Annotated in this window: 10 protein-coding genes; 2 read left to right on the forward strand and 8 right to left on the reverse strand. The window is 69.9% G+C overall.

All coding sequences use genetic code 11. From position 1 onward, the window contains the following. Window positions 1-149 precede the first annotated feature (149 nt). The 7 genes from ACFYOJ_RS32045 to ACFYOJ_RS32075 form a co-directional block, all read right to left on the reverse strand. Window positions 150-1,364: a hypothetical protein gene (locus ACFYOJ_RS32045; RefSeq protein ID WP_356558611.1), complete on the reverse strand. Its 1,215-nt coding sequence runs from the start codon at window positions 1,362-1,364 to the stop codon at window positions 150-152. Continuing rightward, window positions 1,361-5,596 carry a DEAD/DEAH box helicase gene (locus ACFYOJ_RS32050; protein WP_356558612.1) on the reverse strand — a complete coding sequence of 1,412 codons (4,236 nt, stop codon included), beginning with the start codon at window positions 5,594-5,596 and terminating at the stop codon, window positions 1,361-1,363. The genes ACFYOJ_RS32045 and ACFYOJ_RS32050 overlap by 4 nt, the downstream gene beginning before the upstream one ends. Window positions 5,597-5,756: 160 nt before the next feature. Next, the gene (locus tag ACFYOJ_RS32055) at window positions 5,757-7,091 is read right to left on the reverse strand and encodes a MarR family transcriptional regulator (protein ID WP_356558613.1); all 1,335 of its coding nucleotides are present in this window, start codon (window positions 7,089-7,091) and stop codon (window positions 5,757-5,759) included. A 124-nt stretch (window positions 7,092-7,215) separates the two neighbouring features. Further along, window positions 7,216-9,735: a hypothetical protein gene (locus tag ACFYOJ_RS32060; RefSeq protein WP_356558614.1), complete on the reverse strand. Its 2,520-nt coding sequence runs from the start codon at window positions 9,733-9,735 to the stop codon at window positions 7,216-7,218. A gap of 680 nt (window positions 9,736-10,415) precedes the next feature. Continuing rightward, window positions 10,416-11,228, reverse strand: a complete 813-nt coding sequence (locus ACFYOJ_RS32065) for a hypothetical protein (RefSeq protein WP_356558615.1) — start codon at window positions 11,226-11,228, stop codon at window positions 10,416-10,418. A 565-nt stretch (window positions 11,229-11,793) separates the two neighbouring features. Further along, window positions 11,794-12,222, reverse strand: a complete 429-nt coding sequence (locus ACFYOJ_RS32070) for a hypothetical protein (protein ID WP_356558616.1) — start codon at window positions 12,220-12,222, stop codon at window positions 11,794-11,796. A 628-nt stretch (window positions 12,223-12,850) separates the two neighbouring features. Continuing rightward, window positions 12,851-13,801 carry a ParA family protein gene (locus tag ACFYOJ_RS32075; RefSeq protein WP_356558617.1) on the reverse strand — a complete coding sequence of 317 codons (951 nt, stop codon included), beginning with the start codon at window positions 13,799-13,801 and terminating at the stop codon, window positions 12,851-12,853. 1,505 nt (window positions 13,802-15,306) lie between these two features. On the opposite strand from ACFYOJ_RS32075, the gene ACFYOJ_RS32080 reads away from it, so the two are divergent. Beyond that, a complete protein-coding gene (locus ACFYOJ_RS32080; protein WP_356558618.1) occupies window positions 15,307-16,713 on the forward strand; it encodes a DUF2637 domain-containing protein in 1,407 nt (468 codons plus the stop codon). Window positions 16,714-17,042: 329 nt separating this feature from the next. On the opposite strand, the gene ACFYOJ_RS32085 is transcribed toward ACFYOJ_RS32080, so the two are convergent. Continuing rightward, window positions 17,043-17,627 carry a hypothetical protein gene (locus tag ACFYOJ_RS32085; protein ID WP_356558619.1) on the reverse strand — a complete coding sequence of 195 codons (585 nt, stop codon included), beginning with the start codon at window positions 17,625-17,627 and terminating at the stop codon, window positions 17,043-17,045. Between the two features lie 584 nt (window positions 17,628-18,211). Here ACFYOJ_RS32085 and ACFYOJ_RS32090 point away from each other — a divergent pair. Continuing rightward, window positions 18,212-18,604: a hypothetical protein gene (locus ACFYOJ_RS32090; protein ID WP_356558620.1), complete on the forward strand. Its 393-nt coding sequence runs from the start codon at window positions 18,212-18,214 to the stop codon at window positions 18,602-18,604. Window positions 18,605-18,815: the final 211 nt, after the last annotated feature.

Consider the following 18,815-nt stretch of genomic DNA (forward strand, 5'->3'; position numbering starts at 1 on the left):
CCGCTGCCACGGCCGGGACGTGCGCTGCGTCGGGAAGCCATCCGTCGGCAGCCGCGCTACGCGCCCTTGGCAGTGGGCACGCAGCGTCCCGGCCCTTGACGGGGGCCGGGTCTGCGGAAAAGCGTATCGGCGGGTACCGACACCGGGGCCTATCGCGTGCGGCGGTGCGTCCGGGCCGCGGTGCGGGCGGCGCGGTAGGCGTCGGCGGGGTCGGCGGCGGGGCCGGGGACGGGTTGCCAGGTGCCGTATGGGGCGAGGTAGGGGTGCCAGCGGCCGTCGGGCCCGTAGCGGAGCTGGATGCCGGCGGCGGGGTCGGTGAGGTGGTTGTCTTCGCATTCGACGGTGGCGTTGGGGGCGGGCCGCAGGGGCTGGATGTCGGCCTGGGCGCGGGCGAGGAGGTCGTGGTCGAGGGTGTAGCGGTGGAGGTAGGCGGCGGCGCCGGCGGGTCCGCCGTGGGTGTGGGCGAGGGTGAGGTGTCCCATGGCGACGACGTCGAGGCCGAGGTGGTCCATGGCGGCCTGCCGGAAGGGGGCGCCGTGTTCGAGGGCGGTGAAGCGGGCGAGGTCGCTGCCGGTGTCGGGACTCGTCGGCTGCTCGGTGCCGGCCAGGAGTGCTCGGGCGCGGTGGGCGGCGTCGGCGACCAGGGCCTGCTGTGCGGGTAGTTCGGGCAGTGGAGCGGGCGGCGGGGGGAGCGGCCCGGTGAGGGCGGGGCGGGCGGTGGTGAGGTCGAGGTCGGCGGGTTCGGGCATGGGGGCCGGCTGCTGGGCCGGGATGACCGGGGCGTGGTCGGTGGCGGGCCGGGCGGGCGGCGGGGCGGCCGGGGAGGGGACGCGCGCCGGGGCCGCGTCGGCCACGACGGCGGAGGGTTCGCCGTCGCGCAGGCGCTTCTTGATGTGCTGGTAGGGGCGGCCTCGGAGGGTGAACAGCGGGGCGGGCGCGGTGCGCAGCCGTTCGGCGAGGAGGAGGCCGACGGCGAGGGTGTGGGCGCACGGGCCGGCGGGCGCCTGGGTGCAGGTGCAGTGGTGGGAGAGGTCCTGCGCGGAGGGGAGCAGTGGGATGCCTGCGGTGTGGTGGGGGTCGGCGAGGTGGTCACCGATGGTGGTGGTGGCGGGGAGGTGGGCGGCGATCGCTGCTTCGATGCGGTCCCACTGTGCCGCGGTGAGTTCTTCGACGATCAGGCGGGCTCGGGCGGGCCGGCCGTCGGGCTGGGGGAATTTGGCGGTGGCGAAGCCCTTGTTGACGTTGAGCTGGGGGGCGGTGCCGGCGAGGAGACGTCGTGCGGTGTTCAGGGTCGCGGTGTCGGCGTGGGTGGTGAGCGTGGCGGTCAGGGCGCGGGCCCACACGTCGGTGGTGCGGGGGCTCATCGGCTGGCTCCCAGGGTGACGAGGTCGGCGAGTTCGCGGTCGGTGAGCTGGGCGAGTGCTCGGTCGCCGCCGGTCAGGACGGCGGAGGCGAGGTCGCGCTTGTGGGTGAGGAGTTCGTCGATGCGGTCCTCGACGGTGTGCTCGGTGATCAGGCGGTGCACGGTGACGGTCTTGTGCTGGCCGATGCGGTGCGCGCGGTCGGTGGCCTGGTCCTCGACGGCGGCGTTCCAAAAGCGGTCGTAGTGGATGACGTGGGCGGCGCGGGTGAGGGTCAGTCCGGTTCCGGCTGCCTTGAGGGAGAGGATCATCACCGGGTGCCGGCCGGCCTGGAAGGCGTCGACCATGCGCTGGCGCTCGGGCAGGGTGGTCGCGCCGTGCAGGAAGAGGGGGTCGTAGCCGTGCCGTTCGAGGTGGCGGTGGAGCAGGTGTCCCATGCTCACGTAGCTGGTGAACAGGAGCGAGGCCTCGGAGCGGGACCGGATCGCTTCGAGGAGCTCCATCAGGGCTGAGGCCTTGGCCGAGCGGGCGGTGAACTCGGGCGCGCCTGCTGCGGTTGCCGGGTCTTCGCGCAGGTAGTGCGCGGGGTGGTTGGTGATCTTCTTCAGGGCGGTGAGCAGCTTGAAGACGAGACCGTTGCGGGTGACGCCGCGGGAGGCCTGGATCTGCTCGAGGGTTTCCCGGACGACGGCTTCGTAGAGGCCGGCCTGCTCGGTGGTGAGCCGCACCAGGCGCGGCTGGTCGATCTTCGCGGGGAGTTCCGGGGCGATCCCGGGGTCCGTTTTTCGGCGCCGCAGCAGGAAGGGCGCGATGATCCGCCCGAGTTCGAGCGCCTTCTCGCCGCCCGGGTCCTTCTCCGCCGCGTTCGCCCACCGGGACCGGTAGGCCTTCAGCGTCCCGAACAGGCCCGGGTTGGCCCAGTCCAGCAGGGCCCACAGCTCGGAGAGGTTGTTCTCCACCGGGGTGCCGGTCAGCGCGAGGCGGGTGGTGGAGGGCAGGGCGCGCAGGTGGCGGGCGGTGGCGGAGGTCGGGTTCTTCGCGTGCTGGGCCTCATCCGCGATGACCAGCGACCAGGTGCGGCCGGCCAGGAGGGCGGTGTCGCGGCGCAGGACGCCGTAGGTGGTGACCACCACCGTGGTGTCGGTGACGTCATCCAGGGTGCGGTCGGGGCCGTGGTAGGCGAGGACATCCAGGCCGGGGGTGAACCGGGCGGCCTCGCGGCACCAGGTGGTGACCAGGGACGCCGGGCAGATGACCAGAGTCGGGCCCGGGGTGTGCCGCTGGTGGTGCAGGGTGAAGGCGAGCGCGGTGAGGGTCTTGCCCAGGCCCATGTCGTCGGCGAGGACCGCGCCGAAGCCGAGGCCGGTGGTGTGGGCGAGCCAGGTCAAGGCCCGCTGCTGGTAGCCGCGCAGCGTCGCGCGCAGGCCGTCCGGGGCGGGCACCGGCTCGGGGTGGTGCTCGCTGCCGGTAAGCACCTCGATCATGCGGGCGAGCTGTCCGGCCGTGCGGCAGGGGACGACGGTGTTGTCGACGGTGAGGGTGCCGGTCAGCGCGGCGGTCAGTGCCTGGGTGCCGGGCAGGTGACCGAGCAGGCGGTGGCGTGCGCGACGGCGCAGGACGGGGTCGGCCAGGACCCAGCGGCCGCGGACGCGGACCAGGGGCCGGGCGGCTTCGGCGAGGGCGTCCATCTCCTCCTCGCTCAGCGGCACGCCGTCCAGGGCGATCTGCCAGCGGAAGTCCAGCAGCGCGGTGACGCTGAACCGGGGCGCCTCCCCTGCCGGGCGGTGCCCGGCCGCGCCGGTGGCGGGTTCGGTGCCGATGACCGCGGCGGCCTGCAGAGCGGCGCGCAGCTGCTCGGGCCACACCACCCGCACGCCGTGCTCGGCGAGTTCGGCTTCCTGCTCCAGCAGCGCCTCGATGGCGGCCGGGTACAGCGTGGACCGCGCGGGGTGGTCCTGGGCGGCGAGTCCGGCCAGCGCGGCGCACCGGCGTGCGGCCCGGCGCAGGACGCGCCGCACGCGGGGACGCACGGTGTCCGGGTGCTGGCCGGCGAGGCGGGCCGCGCCCGACCACAGGCGCGCGGCCGGCACCGGGTCCTCGCCGGGGGCAGCTTCGGTGGCGGGTGCCAGGTGCAGTTCGGCGGTGAGGCGTCCGGTGGCGGCCTGATCGTCGCTGGGGTCCTCGATGCGCAGGACCACCTGCGGGGCCGGGCTGTCGTCGGCCTGGTCCTCCACCCTGTCCAGCCAGACACCTACCTCCCCTTCGGTGTCCACCGTCGTCTGGTCGGGGTGTGTCCAGGGGCCGGTGCCGAACAGTGCGGCCGCGGGGGTGCGCACCAGCGTGTCGGCGATCGTGTCGGCGGCGGCGGTGAGCGCCTGGCGGGCCGACATCGCGGGCGGTGTCGCGCCGGGGGGCGCGGCGGCGGCGAGCGCGGACAGGGCGTGCTCGGCGTTCGGCGGGATCGGGCCGACGCGCCAGGCCGCCCGGCCGTCCTCAGCAGCGGGGTAGACCAGCTGGGCGGCGATGAGCTGGAGGGCGATGTGCAGCGCCCGCTGCCAGAACACCGCCGTCGCGCTCGCGCCGCGGTGCGCGCCGCGCAGGACGGGCAGGCCCTCAAGGAGGGGGACGCTCCAGCCGGCCGGGCCGTCGGAGGGGGCCTCCGCGGTCAGCGGGTCCGGCAGGCCGGTCATCGGCAGCGCCAGCCGGCCGGTGTCCTGCACCCGCCACGCGGCCGTCCGCCCGGCACCGGCGGGCACGAACGTGACAGCGCAGCCGGAGGTGACGGCATCCATCAGCAGAGCGGTCGCCGGACGGTTGCCCACCTCCAGGACGGCCCGCTGCGGGGCCGTGGGCGTACGGGGAGCGGGTGCCGGTGCCGAGGAGGGGGCGGAGGCTGTCTCCGGACGGATCGCACGCCGCTCGCCGCCGGTGACGTCCGGCGCCGGTGTGGGGGTGAGCGCGGTGTGGTCGAGGGCGTGGAGCTTGCGCAGCAGCTCCAACGCCGCCGCTCGGCGCGCGGAGGTCTTGTCCGGGCCGGCGGCGGTCGCTCTCACCGGGGTGTCGCTCGCCCGGTGCCGGCAGGAGTAGGTGACCTTCTTGCGGGAGCCCAGCGTGCGCACGCTCGTCTCGGGCTTGGTGATGGTGTCGAGCTGGTGGTGCTTGTTGAGGTACTTGACCGGGTCCTCGCCGGGTCCGGGGATGGTGATCTTCGGCGTGCGCGCCGGCTTGTCGTCGGCCGGGTATGGCGGCTCGGGCAGGTCCGCCATGAGAGCGAGCAGCGCGCACGCCGCGTAGTGCCGGGCTGTCTTGCGCACCAGGGCGGAGCGCACCGGGCCGGTCGACGTCCCCTCCCCCGTCGTGACTTGGGCTCGCGTGTGGTGCAGGCCGTCCGCGTCGATCTCTTCGGTGTAGGTCAGGCCGTGGTCGGCGCCGTGCTGCTCGGCGTGCCAGTGCAGGAGCCGGGCGGGGGCCGGCGGCATGGCCGCTGCCCGCTGGAGGGCGGCTTCGCGTACGCGGGCCCAGGCCGGGCTGCGGGCCTCAAGGAGCAGGAGGTACAGGTCGCGGTGGCGCAGCCGGCCGGCACGGGCACGGTGCAGGGCTTCGGCCTCCAGCTCGGCGCCGGGGCCTCGTCCGGCGTCCACGGCCTGGCGCAGGCGCTGCTCAAAGACTTCGGAGGGCATCCCAGGCAGGACCAGGCGCTTCGCTTCGCCGGGGGCGGTCGACTCCTGGCCGGGCAGGGCAACACCGGCGAGGCGGGCCAGCAGGGCGAGCGCCGCCCGGTCCTTGGCCTGGCGGCTGGTGGGAGCGGACTGTGCGGGGCCGGTGACCTGGGACTCGGCCGGGCCGATGACGGCGGCAACGGTGACCTGCGCCTGGTCGCCGTCTTGGGCGGCGTCGGTCTCCTCGAACCGCGGGGGCGGCCACACCTCCACCTGCGTGTGGGTGGTCAGGACCTGCCGCGCCGTCTCGGGGTTGCGGGCAAGGACGTCCATGACGGCCTGCCGAGCCGGCGTCCAGGCCGGTGTGTGGGGTGCGGTCAGCAGCACCAGGCGCATGTCCCGCACGTTCAGCAGACCGGCGCGGCTGCGGCGCAGGGCGTCGCGGGCCATCGCGGTGTCGTCGGTGTCCGATCCGGCGAGCTGCTTGAGCGCCTCGTGCCACTGGTCGGCGTCCAGCGCGCGCACCTCGTGGTCTTCCGGTGTCGTCGGCGTACCGGCTGTAGCCGTGAAACTCACTCCCACTCCCCTGCACAAGCCGCCGGCACGGGGCTCGGACGGCGGTTACTGGCGGCCTCGACGTCGCCACAGTAGGCGAGAACACCGACACGTCCGGTGCCTGCCGGCACACCTCGGCACCGCAGGTCCTTGGCGGTCATCAGGTCGGGGCCGCCGGCTGCTACGCGCATGCTGTCTCCACGGGGTCGTAGCGTCGGTTGGGCATGAGGTGGGCCCCCGGGGCGAGCCAGGCGGGCCTGAAGGGGTCGGAGGTGTCCCAGCCGCGCCATCCTTCGTCGAGGAGTTCGCCGGTGTCGGGGTCGACGACGCCTTCGGGCACGAGGAGCGGCCGGGGGCGGACGGGCCGGGAGCGGGTGGATCGTTCGGCCATCCACCGCTGGTAGTTGGCGCGGTCACGGGCGTGCCGCTGCCGTCGGCGTTCCCCAAGGCCGGTGGTGCCCTGCTGTTCGGCGGCCTGGTCGAGGAGATGTTCGTCGGGCTGGAGGCGGGCGGGGCCGGCGAGTTCGCGCACCAGGTAGTACAGGCCCTCGCTCTCGCGGACCAGGCCGTCGGCGACGAGCTTGTCCAGGCGGCGCGAGACGGTGGTGCGGTGGAGGGCGGTGGCCTGCTGGAGCTGGGCAGAGCTGAGGCCTTCGATGACGTCGAGGCAGGTGAGGATGCGGGCGCCGCTGGTGCCGTGGCCGTAGTGGTGGAAGGCGTCGTGGGCCATCACCGAGGCGAGTGCGGCGGTGTCGGTGCAGGTGTGCGGATCCGGGACAGTTGCCAGCTCCGGGGTAGTGGGGGGCAGGGAGTGTCCCGGCGCTGCACGCGCGAGGAGCTCCCGTACGGGTTCGGGGATCTTCAGCCGCCACCGTGAGCCGTGGTTCTTGCCGGTGCCGGCCTCCAGCAGTTCCAGCCAGCCGATCTCGACGAGCCGCTTGTCGCTGGCCTCGACGGTCGACTTCGCGCAGCCCATCCGCTCGGCGTGCGGCCGCAGGGCGGTGGTGTGGTCCAGACCGCCGGCGCGTTCGCACAGCGTCAGCCGGGCGGCGAGGTTCTTCTGGTCGACCGCTCCCCCGCCGCGCGCCGGCCAGGCCAAGTGCTCGACGGCGTGCCGTACCTCGGTGATCTGCGCCAGGGCATCGTTCCGGCCGGTGATCGTTCCGTTGCGGGCGACGAACTCGCGGGCCTTGTCCAGCATCGCGGTGAGCTTGTTCTCCGCGTACAGGGTGCCCTTGCGCTCGCGGAGCTTGCGCGCCCACCAGCCTCCGCGGGTCGGGGCGTAGATCAGCGCCTGATGGAAGTCAGCTGGTGTCCATTCCCGCCCGGGCTGCGAGCAGGCCAGGGCGAGGGCCATGGTGATTCGGTAGCCGGCGTCCGCGTCGTCCCGTCCGGCGTAGCGGCCCTCGATATCGCCTTCAAGCAGCAGGCGCCGGGAGCGGGCAGAGAGCGGGCGCCGCTCCCACACCGGCGCCGGCGGCGCGGGTCGGGTGCGGGTGAGGCTGGCGGCGCTCATGATGTCGCCCCAGGTCGCAGCGGGGACTCCATCTGCCGGCGCGTCGGCACGCCGAGAGGAGACCGCGGCGGCGCGAACCGTGCGGAGCAAGGCGAGGCCAGGCCTGCGCGGGCGGGAGGCGAAGTCATGCCGTGCTCACCGCCTCCCGCGCACGGGAGGCGGTGCAGTCGACGCCGTCCTCGGGAAGGTTCTGGTCGGCGAGCTCGGCGCACCGGCGCGACCAGTCGGTCTCCGCCGCCCGTACGGGCTGCTCGCCCCGCACGACGCGCAGCTGCCGGGCCCGCTCGGCGTACAGGAACTCCACCGCCCGCTCCAGGGCCTCGTCCGCGCGCCGCTCGGCGGCCTCCTGAGCCATCGCCCGGTTCGGGAACCGGTGCGCCGCGCGCATCGTGGCGTCGTACGCCAAGTCCGCCTCCGCCTGGGCCCGCTCCGAGCACATCAGCCGCCCGTGCAGGCTCTCGCGCCGCCGGTCGCGGAGCTTCTCGGCCGTCTCCCGCGCCGCGAACAGCAGCTCGACATCGGCGAGGCCCTGCGCGCGCAGCCTCTCCAGGTGCTGCTCCAGCAGCGCCCGGGTGTCCTGCGTGCACCGGGCCGTCACCTCGGCGACCGCGGCCGCGTCGCTCAGGTCGGCCCGGGCCATGACCGCGAGGTCGACCGCCTCGGCCACCAGCCGCTCCACCGAGCGGCGTTGGGTGCAGGACATGCACCGGCCGGCCGCGTCCGGGAGCCCGCAGTCCGCGCACGGCGCCGCCAGGCGCGCCTGCTCGGCCGCCGCGTACTCGGCGCGGCGCTGCTCAATGACCCGGGCGCGGGCCTCCTGCTGGGCCAGCGTCTGTTCTCGCCGCACTGCCTGGGCTGCGGCCTGAAGCCTCACCGCGGCGTTCAACCGCTTCTCGGTCTCGGCCTGCAGCGCCTGCGGATCCGCGTCGGCCAGTTCCCGGGACGTCTCCTCGGCGATGCGGGCGCGCAGTCCACGCCGGTCGCCGATCAGCACCTGGCAGCTGGGGCAGTCGCCGCCGGTGTCCATCCGCCGGCCTTCGTCGCACATCTGCGACCAGCACCACGCCCGCTGGACCAAGCCCCGGCCCAGGATCCAGCCAACGGGATCGGTCACGGGTCGGCCCATCTGCTGATCGAGCCGCCGCTCGAGACGCTCGGCGAGGACCTGCTCGGCATCGTGCGGCCCGACGATCCCGCGCACCACACCGAGCTGGACCCGTACCGCCGCAGCCACATGCCGCCGGGCAGCCGGACGCACGATCCGCTCCCAGACCATGCGCACCGGAGCCAGCACCGACTCCAGGCCCTCCGGCAGCGCCGCAGCCCGGACGAACACCGGCGCTCCCAGTTGCCGCATCCCGCCCTTGACCGGGCCGTACGAGGCCGACTTCCCCGACTGACCAGCGAGCTCCTGCTGCTGTTCCCCGCGCAGCGGGCCGCCCAGCCCCGACTCGGCGGCACCCTCCGCCGTCTCGGTCGGCCCGTGCTCGTCCTCGCGGGCGTACGCGCCTCCCGGCAGATCACCGCACCCACGATCGGCTTCGCCGGAAAACCCACCATCGAGCAAGAGAGAACCACCGAGAGAGACCACCTGCGGGTGATCGGCGTGGAGGGGTGCACCAGCAGGGCGCTCGGTCACACCGGTCTCCGAGCCCGCCGCACAGGCCTCTTCCCCGCTGTCTACCGGGTTCTCGGCCTGCGGACCGGCATCAAGATCTCCGCGTACAGCAGCGGGGCGCTGGGCCTCCTCGGGCTCGACGTCGTCGAACGACTCCTGCTGCCACCCCTCCCCCGACAGCACCAGCACCTCATCAGACGCCGTCTCGCTCTCACCGTCCGCGCCGCACGCGCACGAGCAGCGCCCCTCCGGCTCCTCGACGCCGCCCTCCACCACCTTCGGCACCCAGCCGCGCCCGAACGCCGCCGCGATCGCCGGAACCACCAGCCGCGACTTGCCGAACGGGCCGTCCGCGCGCACCACCTCAACCAGCCGCATGCCCTCCAGCCGGTCGACGACCTTCCCCCCGCCGGAGACCGAACAGCCCAGGGCCTTCGCAACCGTGGCATCCGCGCGTCCCCGGCCCTCCTTCACCGAGCCGCCCACCAGCCGCACCCGCCCGTCCGGACGGGTCTGTAGCGCGAGGAGCAGCAGGGCCAGCCGGTCCGTCGCCGCGCCCCTACCCCGCCGCGCCGCCAGCAGCCCGGGCGGCGTCACCGGACCGTCCTTCGGTGCCCAGCCCGGCGCGAACAGCGCCTCGCAGAACCGCAACAGCGTCGCCAGATCCTTGCGGGCCAGGGCCAGTGGGTGCATCGCATCACCGCTCTTCCGCGCCGTGAGCAGCGGAAGCAGCTTCCACTTCAGCCCCGCCACCCGGCCGGACTCCTCCAGCCACGGTTCCGTCTCCACCGCGGCGGCCTCCCGCATCGCCGGGGCCACCGTGTGCTTGACGTACGACTCGGACACGCCGAGCCACCGCCCCATCTCCCCCGTCCGCAGCCGCAGCACGGCACTGCTCGCCGGCGCCTTCGCCAGCAGTACCACCGCCGCCACCTTCTCCGCATCGGACGCACCGTCAAGGGACGGGTGCGCCAGGAGGCACCGCACCGCGGCGTACAGCCGGGCACGCATCACCCGGTTCAGCACCAGCGGATCCCCCGGCCCCGACTCCGGGACCGGACCCGCCAGCTCAACAACCTCGCCCCCGCGCGCGCCGCGCCGCCGGGACGTACCAGAACGCTTGAAGCGAGCTGCCCGGTCAGCCGTTTTTGGCATGACTGAGCCAGCCCTCGTACGGACAGCGATGATCTGCTCCATAATCGAGGTGGGAAGGGAACACCGGCACCGCGGCCCGTCTGGCTAGGGAAAGCACGAGAGACGGACCCGGCGACACCGGAACTCAGCTGGCTACCTGGCTGGCCAACACCCCCTCCACGCAGTGCGAACGGTCCGGGATCGGCAGTCCCGGGCCTGTTCGCTTCCGGGACACCCTGCGGGAGTCGGCCTGTGGATAAAGTCCAGCTTCAGCGGGTGGCGTGCGCGAACCTTGTCCAACTGGGACTGACGCTTCTGATGCCGGTGTGTCCAGGAGGCCGCAACCAACATGGTTGCGGCCTCCTGGACACACAGACGCCACGTCACCTGAGCCGTCCGCGCAGGGGGCACGCGCGCGCCTGTGGAGGAGGTGTATCGGCGCTTCGCCGGGGGTGCGTGCATACTGGGGGTGTCCTTACGATTCCGTGTCGGCCGATCCGACTCGGCGGTGACGGCGGTCCCCAACCTGCGGGGGCCGCCGTTTTCTGTCCGTACGGGCGGCACTCAGTTAGCTATCGGCTGGATGGGCGAGGCGACTCGGTGAGCGGATCCGGTGTGCGCGCCAACCAGTAGCCAACGGGCAGTTTGACTACCGGCTGGTCATTGATCTCGTCGATCAGCCACTGGGCGGCTTCACCAGGTGTGTGGGTGATACGTGCTCCACTTGGTGTCGCCCAGACGTTGGTGCGTGCAGAGCAGGAAGAGGACTGAAGGGCGGTTCGGACCGCCACGAGAGCGTCCGAAACCCAGCCCGGGAACGAATGGGGTGAGCCCGGCGTGACTGTGCTGTTCGGCCAGGCCACCCCGTCGAGAGAGGCCGCCGCCTTGAGCATGATCACGTCCTGAACCCCCAGATGCTGAAGGTCGGCTAGGTCTGCGGCAGCAAGCCGGTGAACCAAGGAGAGGGGCGTGCCGGCTGCTCGAGCGACGATTCGAGCATTTTCGTCGTAGTCGCGGGCGGCGTAACGAATCTCGAAAGGATGAGGTAGGGCAGCGGCCCAAGACCCAACCGGCAATTTGACCATCGTCCGGCCGCTGGTTCGTGCCGCGAGCGAGGCCGCGTCCTGGGGGGTGTGAGTGGCCAGCGCCCCTTCCGGGCTTGCCCACACCACGGTGTCCGGGTTCGCTTCGGGAGAAGTCAGCGCATCGCGGACTGTGTTGAGGGCCAGCACCTGCCAGAGCGCGGTTTGCCGGGAATCCTTCGGGTCGCGGCGCTCCCCTGGCCAGACGACTCGGTCCAGAAAGGCGTAGCTGCGGACCACGATGACGTCTTCGCCCTCGAGCGCGGTTTCGTCGACGAGGCCTTCCTTGATGGCCTCTTTCACCCAACGAGTGTTGACGTCTGCAGCCGTAGCAACTCGGTGCCGCGTGTGACCGCTGCGAGCCTCTGCGGGACTAGACAACGTGGGTCCCTCCTTCCTGGACGCACGACGGTCACTCAGCGTCGTGGGCCACGTACGCCACGACTGACACCGTCACGCGAGATGTTACGCCGTATCAACGTTCGCGCGCACCAAGGGGCTTGATTGGGTGTTTTGCGCGCTTCATTGCCTCCCTCGCTGGCCGGAGTTGTCACGACGTGTCGAGTGAGGTGCGGGGGGCGAGGAGGGGGGAGCAGTTACCGATGTCGGCCATGAAGGCCAAAAGGGTCAAATGATCTTGCGTGGACGCGGAGGGGCTACCGCCGGAGCAGAGGCGAGACTGCATGCCTACGTAGATAGCTAGATAGGTGGTTCGATCCCTATGTGGATCGCTACCTACCTATCGAGTTCCCTACATTGAAAGCTATCTGTATACCTCTATTCGCTGATTGTCGGCTTTGTGACACGACGAAGCCCCCCGACGTAAGGGATACGTCAGGGGGCTTCGGCCTTCGAAGGATTAGCTCAGTCAGGACTCACCGTCCGGAGACTCCTCCGGCCAGATCAGCGGGCCATCCGCTTCGAGTTCATCGAGTAGTCGTTGAACGGCTGCCGAGTACACATGAACGGCGGTTCGACTGCGGCCTGCCTTCTTCATCCCCATCGGCAAGCTCTTCACGAGGCTGGCCACATCGGGCCCCAGGCGATAGGTGGACTGTCTGCCTGTCGTGCCAGCACGACCTGATCGAAGGTATGCCTCAGCGAGCTTCACCTGCGCGTCGAGAGTCGAGGGCAGGTGACGCCTGAAGGCCGCGTCCACGTAGTGCGCTTGAGTCATGCGCTTTCCGGTGGCCTCGGAGTCGAGGACCATCCTGTTGGTGATGACCTCCGCCATGCCCGCGGTGAGGCGAACCGGCACAGCTGTCCAAGCTTTCGCGCCGAGCATGAGGTCCAACATGCTTTCCGTCCAGGAGTGAGCCACGGCCTTGTGGGCCTCCGAGGGCTCCCGGGTGGCGGACTCCTGGGCGGCGGGCTCCTGGGCGGCGGGCTCCTGGGATCGCTTTCGACGACCGGCAGTTCTGGCGCGGCTTGCCGCGGGGGCGGGATGGTCCGCCCCCCTGGAAGCCGCCGACTGGGCAGGCTCCGGCTCCGGCTCCGGGTCCGGCTCCGGGTCCGGCTCCGGGTCCGGCTCCGGGTCCGGCTCCGGCTCCGGCACCGGGTCCGGACCCGTGCTCTGTGCGCTTGCGGCGGGGACGGGATGGGCCGCCACGTTGGAGTCCGCCGGCTGGGCAGGCTCGGATCCCGTCTCCGGCTGAGCGTCCACAGCCAGCGCGGGGTCAGCTGGAGAAACTGAGGTATGCGGATCCGTTGACTGACGCTGGCCAGGCGTAGCCGGCACCCCATGAGGAGCCTCTGGTGAGCCTCCAGGTTCCTGTCCAACCTGCTGAGGTGAAGGAGGCGATCCGAAGACCGAGTAGTCGACGACGTCTTCCGCCCCTGCGAACGCTGGGTTGTTCATGAGGTTGCCGAGCGGGGCCGCCTTCCTCCTGGGGCGGCGGCCCGGTGTCGTCGTCGAAGGTTTGTCGTCAGGCACCGGTCACCGCCTCCTCCGGCACCTCGAACTCACCCTGCTCCTCACGCGGGGCGGGGAGGCGCCACTGCTCCTGCGGTGTTTGCATGCGCTGGAGGATCTCTTCGGTCAGATTCGTGTACGACCGGCCAACGGTGCCGCCCGAGTGGGTGATCACGGCAGGTACCCCGGATGCGTATGCCTTGGAGATGAGGCGGTTCCTCCGAACCTCAGCCACGAACGGCATGAGGTTCCCGTTGAGCATCAGAGCACGAACGTCCTCGTCTTCTCCCGTTTCGGCCGTGGGAGGATTTGCCCGGTTGAGGAGGGCTCCCAGGAACTGCGGCCGGCCCTTCTGGGTCTCGTTGTTCGCGAGGCTCATTACAGCCGAGCGAAGTACACGAGCGCCCTTGACCGTTGCGTACTCGGGGTTGCACAGGGTGATGACCGCGTCGGCCGCTAGGAGACCGACCAGGTTGAGACTGGAGACAGCAGGCGGTGTGTCGATGACGGCGATGTCATATGCGTCAGATGCAGTGCTGAGCAACTGGCGCAGGATGAGGGTGTGCTCCTTCGGCGCCGTCACGAACATCTCCTGGGCACGAGACATCGTGTGCTCCAGGGAGGCAAGCACTCCCAGCGCCCCAGCCCCGTCGAACGTGTCCAGAACGTGGGAGACGTCTCGGATGTGCTGCATGATGTCCGGTTCGCTCACTCCCTGCAGGGTGGCCTGCATGAGCCACCCGAGCGAGCTGGCCACGTCCGGTCCCTGCGGAGCCAGAGTGACTCCGAGTGCTGTGCCAGCCTGAGCCTGCGGCTCAAGGTCGACGACCAACACCCGTTGGCCGGCCATAGCGAGTCGTGCTGCCAGGTTCACCGTCGTAGTCGTCTTGCCCACGCCGCCCTTTTGTGAGGCGACGGCTAGAACCCACATGTGGATCTCCTCAGTGTCCTTACGATCGGCCACATCCTACGACGTATCGACTGTCGAGCAGTTGCAGTGCTCGGAGTGGCGTGGAAGGTCCGAGTTATCCACTCGACGGTTGCCACGCGGTGACGAACGATCGTGCGTCAGTCTGGCGTGGAGCTGCTGGAGGTAACTGCTTCTGGCGAGAGGGCCGCACCAGCGGCACCTGGACAGCATCCACGACGGCAGAGAGCCATTCGTAGGCCGGACTGAGTGCGGCGGGCCTGGTCCAGTCACGAGCTAGCCACAGCAGACTCCCGGCGGATGACTGAAGCGCGAACGTAGGGGGCCAGGGGACTCCCAAGTGAACCATCGATCCCCAAGCGGGACGTCGGATGGGTGCGCCTCTCGGGGGCAGGGGCAGGCTAGCCGAAGTGCAGCATCATCAACTCAGAGCCGACTTGGGAGTTGAAGACGAATGCCGAGGCATCTCTGCACGGGGTGCTGAATGCGGTCACGGCCAACGCAGGGGCGGCGTCAAGGGTGGGGCTGCAGCCTCCATCGATGATCGGCAGTGTCACGGGCGAGGCGGCGGATTCAAGGGGCAGCAGCTCAGGCATAGACACGAATGGCTAGCTGACTGGCAGTTGCGAGCAGGGATACGTGAGAAGCCAGGAAGAACGAAGTAGCGCAGCAGTTGCCGCAATAACGAAGCATGACCTGACTCCTAGGCTGAGTGAGTGCCCTTCGAAGTCCACACAAAGCAGAAAGCGTGCAACATGCGCTTGTTAGCGCAAGACGCAGTGTAGTTGGCAGCTACGCAACTGGGTCAGCGAGGCAAGAGGTGTTTTCATCTACAAAGGGCAGAGCGTTACTTGTGATCATTAAGTGCAAAGCCAAGCAGTCATCGAAATGCAAACATGACACAACAAGTACACCACCGAATGATCAGGCTGTGTGGCGGCAGATAGGCACCATGAGCAAAAAACACAGTTACAAGTGAACAAGACAGCAGACTCGCGAGGCAATAATCGACGGAACTAAATAGAAACGTGACGCATGACAGCATCGGCTAGACAAGCAGAGCACTCAATGAGTCGCCTCAAGATGACCGAAGTGAAAGTCAAGATGCATGAGGGTGCCGTCAGAAAAAGAATCGAGTGCCTAAGCGTATGAGGCAGTGAGGGTAAGGGAGCAGACGTTAAGAGGAGACGGCTAAGACATGCGCAAAGAATGCTAGATGTCTACTTACTTAGGTAGATAGGTAGTGAGGTGCATGCCCATGTCGCTCCCTAGGTGGAAGCCTAGCTGCATGCCTATCTAGCTAACTATCTAGCTAGGTGGCAGCCTATGTATGTCACCATCCGAAGCCATATCTAGATGGCGATCGAAGAACCTATCTAGATACCTATATTTGCAGGTCAGTGCATCCTGAGGTCAGCTCAGTCTGGCATGGATCACGCCCGCTACTTCCTCTTGACAGCTAAGTTCATCAGCGGGGCGCACCTTCTCCGTGGCGCACAGACTCTGTCCACAGGCTTGACCTGGCACGCTCCCCCAGGACCATGTCTGGAAGGAGGGGAAGTGTGGAGCGGAATACAGGACTCGTTCGTCTGAGTCGACCCCAGCGAGCACTCGTGGCTGTCGTGCTTGGCGGGGCTGTTGTCATCGCAGCGATCGGGTTTGCGGGATCGTACGCGGCTGTGCGAGACCTAGCCGAGCGAAAGGGCTTCGGTGAGTTTGCTGTCGTCTTCCCGATCGGTGTTGATGCCGGCATCGGGGTGCTCCTGGCGCTCGACCTGTTGCTGACCTGGTTGCGGATTCCCTTCCCGATGCTGCGCCAGGCGGCGTGGCTACTCACCGCAGCAACAATCGCGTTCAACGGGGCCGCCGCCTGGCCAGATCCAGTGGGTGTCGGGATGCACGGAGTGATACCGGTGCTCTTCGTCGTCACCGTCGAGGCAGCCAGGCACGCTATCGGTCGGCTGGCCGCCATCACCGCAGACCGATACATGGAGGGCGTGCGATGGTGGCGCTGGATCCTTGCGCCTCTGCCGACCTTCAGGCTCTGGCGTCGAATGAAGCTCTGGGAGATCCGGAAGTACGACGAGGTGATCCAGGCTGAGCAGCAGCGGTTGGTCTACCAGGCCCGGCTCCGAGGTCGCTTCGGCCGCGGGTGGCGCTGGAGGGCTCCCGTTGACGAGTTGTTGCCACTTCGGATCGCGCGCTACGGCGTCCCGCTTGAGGCACCGTCGAGCCGAACACGAGACCACCTTCAGAGTGCTGCGGGGAAGGATGGACATGACGGCCAGCAGGTAAGGCCAGAACCCAAGGCAGGAGAGGGCGCGAGCCCGTGTGGCGGGGGGACGCCTGACCGGAAGCCGCGCCAGAGCCCCGAGCTCGCGTCCCGACCGGAGGTGGTCTTCGAACCGCCGACGGAGCAGCAGACGGAAACTGACGGAGGGCTTCCAGAGGCAGCGGCGCCCGCGCGCCCCCGCGATGCAGCCTCCCCAGCGGGCACTGAGGAACCGGCCCCGTCATCTGCTCGGGACGTGGGCGACCGGCAGCTGGAACGGTCCACATCGCGCCGGAGCGAAGAGGCACTGGACGCGAGCGAGGCGATCCGAGATCGCAGCGCCGCGCCCTTGGAGACGGGGGATACCCCAGGGGTACGTGACGCCTCGGAGAAGGGTGGCTCGGCGGCAGCGCCGGAGGCGCGTATACCTGTCAGGCCAGCGCAGGTGCAAGCTGACCCGGAGCATCAGGCCGCCATCGCGTGCCTGAAGTCGAACGCCGCGGCTGTCCGCTACGCGATGGAGGTGCTCGGGTCCACGCACACTCCGACGGTTGTCGACTGGCTGACTGCTCACGGTCGGGAGGTGAACAGGGGGCAGGCGCACCGGATCACGAAGGAGGAGGAAGAACGGCAACAGCGCGATCGGCACCCCTCCACGGTCAGGAGCACCTTGTAGCCGCGCCGGCGATCCTCGCGGGAGGCCGGCCAAGCACCGCGGCGACCTCCCGATCCTGGTGCGCCAACGGACCGTGGGGGAGTGCCCGCGACTGACCTTCACGAGCCGAGTGTGCTCCCGCCGGCTGCGCACCCTGCCGCGATCGGCTGCTCCGGTTCGCGTACGTGGCTCGTCACCTTGGTAATGGTGCTCTGTGCCGTCGTACTCACGAGGGGCGGCTGGGGCGACGATGGCACCCCTGTTCGGTGCTGCGCGTGTTGGGGGGTGAGGTGGCCGCCGCGACTTCCTCGGGCTTGTTCGATGTGTTCGATTCTTCGCCAGGATCGATTCTAAGCGGCGGCCGGCTCTTGCCGATGCCGGCGCCGAGCGTCAGGAGCGCTGGTCCTGCCGCGTCCGCGATGTCGGCACGGCCATGTGATGCCGCCGTGCGGTGCCGGGCGCCGCACCCGCGCATCGTGGGGGAGGGCTCGTCGCGCAGGCCCTGGAATGGGAGAGGTCCTGCGGCCGACGGCTTCCATGACCTCGCTGAGGATGCCGAAGATCGCGGTCCCTTCGCCGGCGCCCTCGCCCTGCTCGGAGAGGGTCCGGCGGACGTTGCGCCGCGCCTTGGGATGCCCGGGGCGAGTCTGAAGGGCAGCGGTCACCACCGGCTCCAGGCCGTTGATGCGCTCGATCTGTTCCTCGGCGCTGGTGAGGTCGTCGGCCGTCACGGAGCCGCGGTGTAGTCGCGTATTCGCGGAGGACGCGGTGTCGATGGTGGTGAGTGCGTCGGACTTGCCCACGATGATCTTCGAAAGGTCCGGGCGGTCCTGGGCGTCACGGAGTTCGGCAGGACAGCGGTCGACGGCGCGAAGGACGAGCAGGGTGCACAGGTCGAGGAGGCCTGTCATGCCGTAGAGGCGCAGAAACGTCATCAGCCGTTGCGCATCGGACCAGTCGCCGGGCGGGTTCGGGAGAAGTTGCCGACCTCGCGCTCCAGCATCGACCAGTAGGCAGGCGTCCCGGCGACCGGGCTGGCGGATGAGGTCGGGTCATGCCCTGACGGTATCGCCTCGGGAGCGCATCACGATGCCCGCCGAGGAACTCCCGACCAGGACCGTGTAGTTGTTGTGCACAGCGCTCGGGGCGAGGACCTCGCTTTGTGCCCGCGCCCCTCCGTGCGCTGGCGGGGCTCCAGGGTGCTGTGGTCCGACGCATGTGTGGGTCCCGAGCGGCCCGGCGCCTGCTCGTGAATAGGGCGGCTGGTGCGGCCGTGTGACGAAGCAGCACAGCTGGCCAGTGAGCGGGCCATATATCGCGCTCTCGCTACTGAGCGCCATGCGCCAGGCCGGCACGCACCCGCCGCGCGGGTACCGCTCGTCCCGTGACGGCCACCCGAAGCATCCGGACACCGTGCTGGAATGCAGGGGGCAAGACGCGCTTCGATCTGGTCGCTGGACCGAGTGACCTTCAGGCGCGGCGCATCGGCGAGTCGGGTCCCAGGTGCTACAAAGCGTGTATGCCCACCCCCCGCCATACTCCTCAAGCGCCGCTGTCTCGCGCCGATCGGGATCTTCAGGAGTGGCTCCTGGGTCGGCTTGCCCACCTGACACAAAGGATGAGCCCGTACGTTGAGGGCGAGCCGCAGTCCGCCCAATTCCTACGCGAGCTCATGGCACAGGAGGTGTTCGCCCTCCGCGCCGCGATCCGGATCGGTATGAGGGCAGCGGAGGCAGACCTGCTCGACGAGCTTGTTCCCCAGCCGCTGCGCGATCAACTGCGGGATTTAGGCGAGACCATCTCGGACTTCGTGCTGGCCCCGGTCCTGGTGAAAGCTCCGGGCGCCTCGTACGTCTTGGGCGAGGAGCATCAACGCACTTTGGTGGATGCGGCGCTGGGACCCGGCGCCTGACGACGGGAGCCTTCGGCACCATCGCGGCTGCAGCTGCACGGAAGGGGACTGCTCGCATGGTCGCCGTAGCCACCGAGCTGCCCTGCTTGTTAAGACGCAGCATGTGGGCCATTCCCTGTCCTGGTCGAGTTCGGTCGGCGCGCAGCGGGCCGCGAGGTGGCCGGGCAGTGGACCGAAGCGGGTGGTGTCCATGCCCAGCGGCTGCCAGGTG

Source organism: Streptomyces sp. NPDC006384 (genome assembly GCF_042870695.1).
Lineage (GTDB): Bacteria > Actinomycetota > Actinomycetes > Streptomycetales > Streptomycetaceae > Streptomyces.

Bases quoted from the DNA above. Each gene is read 5' to 3' on its own strand.
- ACFYOJ_RS32085 (WP_356558619.1), bottom strand. From the start codon at position 17,627: ATGACGTTTCTGCGCCTCTACGGCATGACAGGCCTCCTCGACCTGTGC.
- ACFYOJ_RS32045 (WP_356558611.1), bottom strand. From the start codon at position 1,364: ATGAGCCCCCGCACCACCGACGTGTGGGCCCGCGCCCTGACCGCCACG.
- ACFYOJ_RS32070 (WP_356558616.1), bottom strand. From the start codon at position 12,222: ATGTTGGACCTCATGCTCGGCGCGAAAGCTTGGACAGCTGTGCCGGTT.
- ACFYOJ_RS32080 (WP_356558618.1), top strand. From the start codon at position 15,307: ATGTCTGGAAGGAGGGGAAGTGTGGAGCGGAATACAGGACTCGTTCGT.
- ACFYOJ_RS32055 (WP_356558613.1), bottom strand. From the start codon at position 7,091: ATGAGCGCCGCCAGCCTCACCCGCACCCGACCCGCGCCGCCGGCGCCG.
- ACFYOJ_RS32090 (WP_356558620.1), top strand. From the start codon at position 18,212: ATGCCCACCCCCCGCCATACTCCTCAAGCGCCGCTGTCTCGCGCCGAT.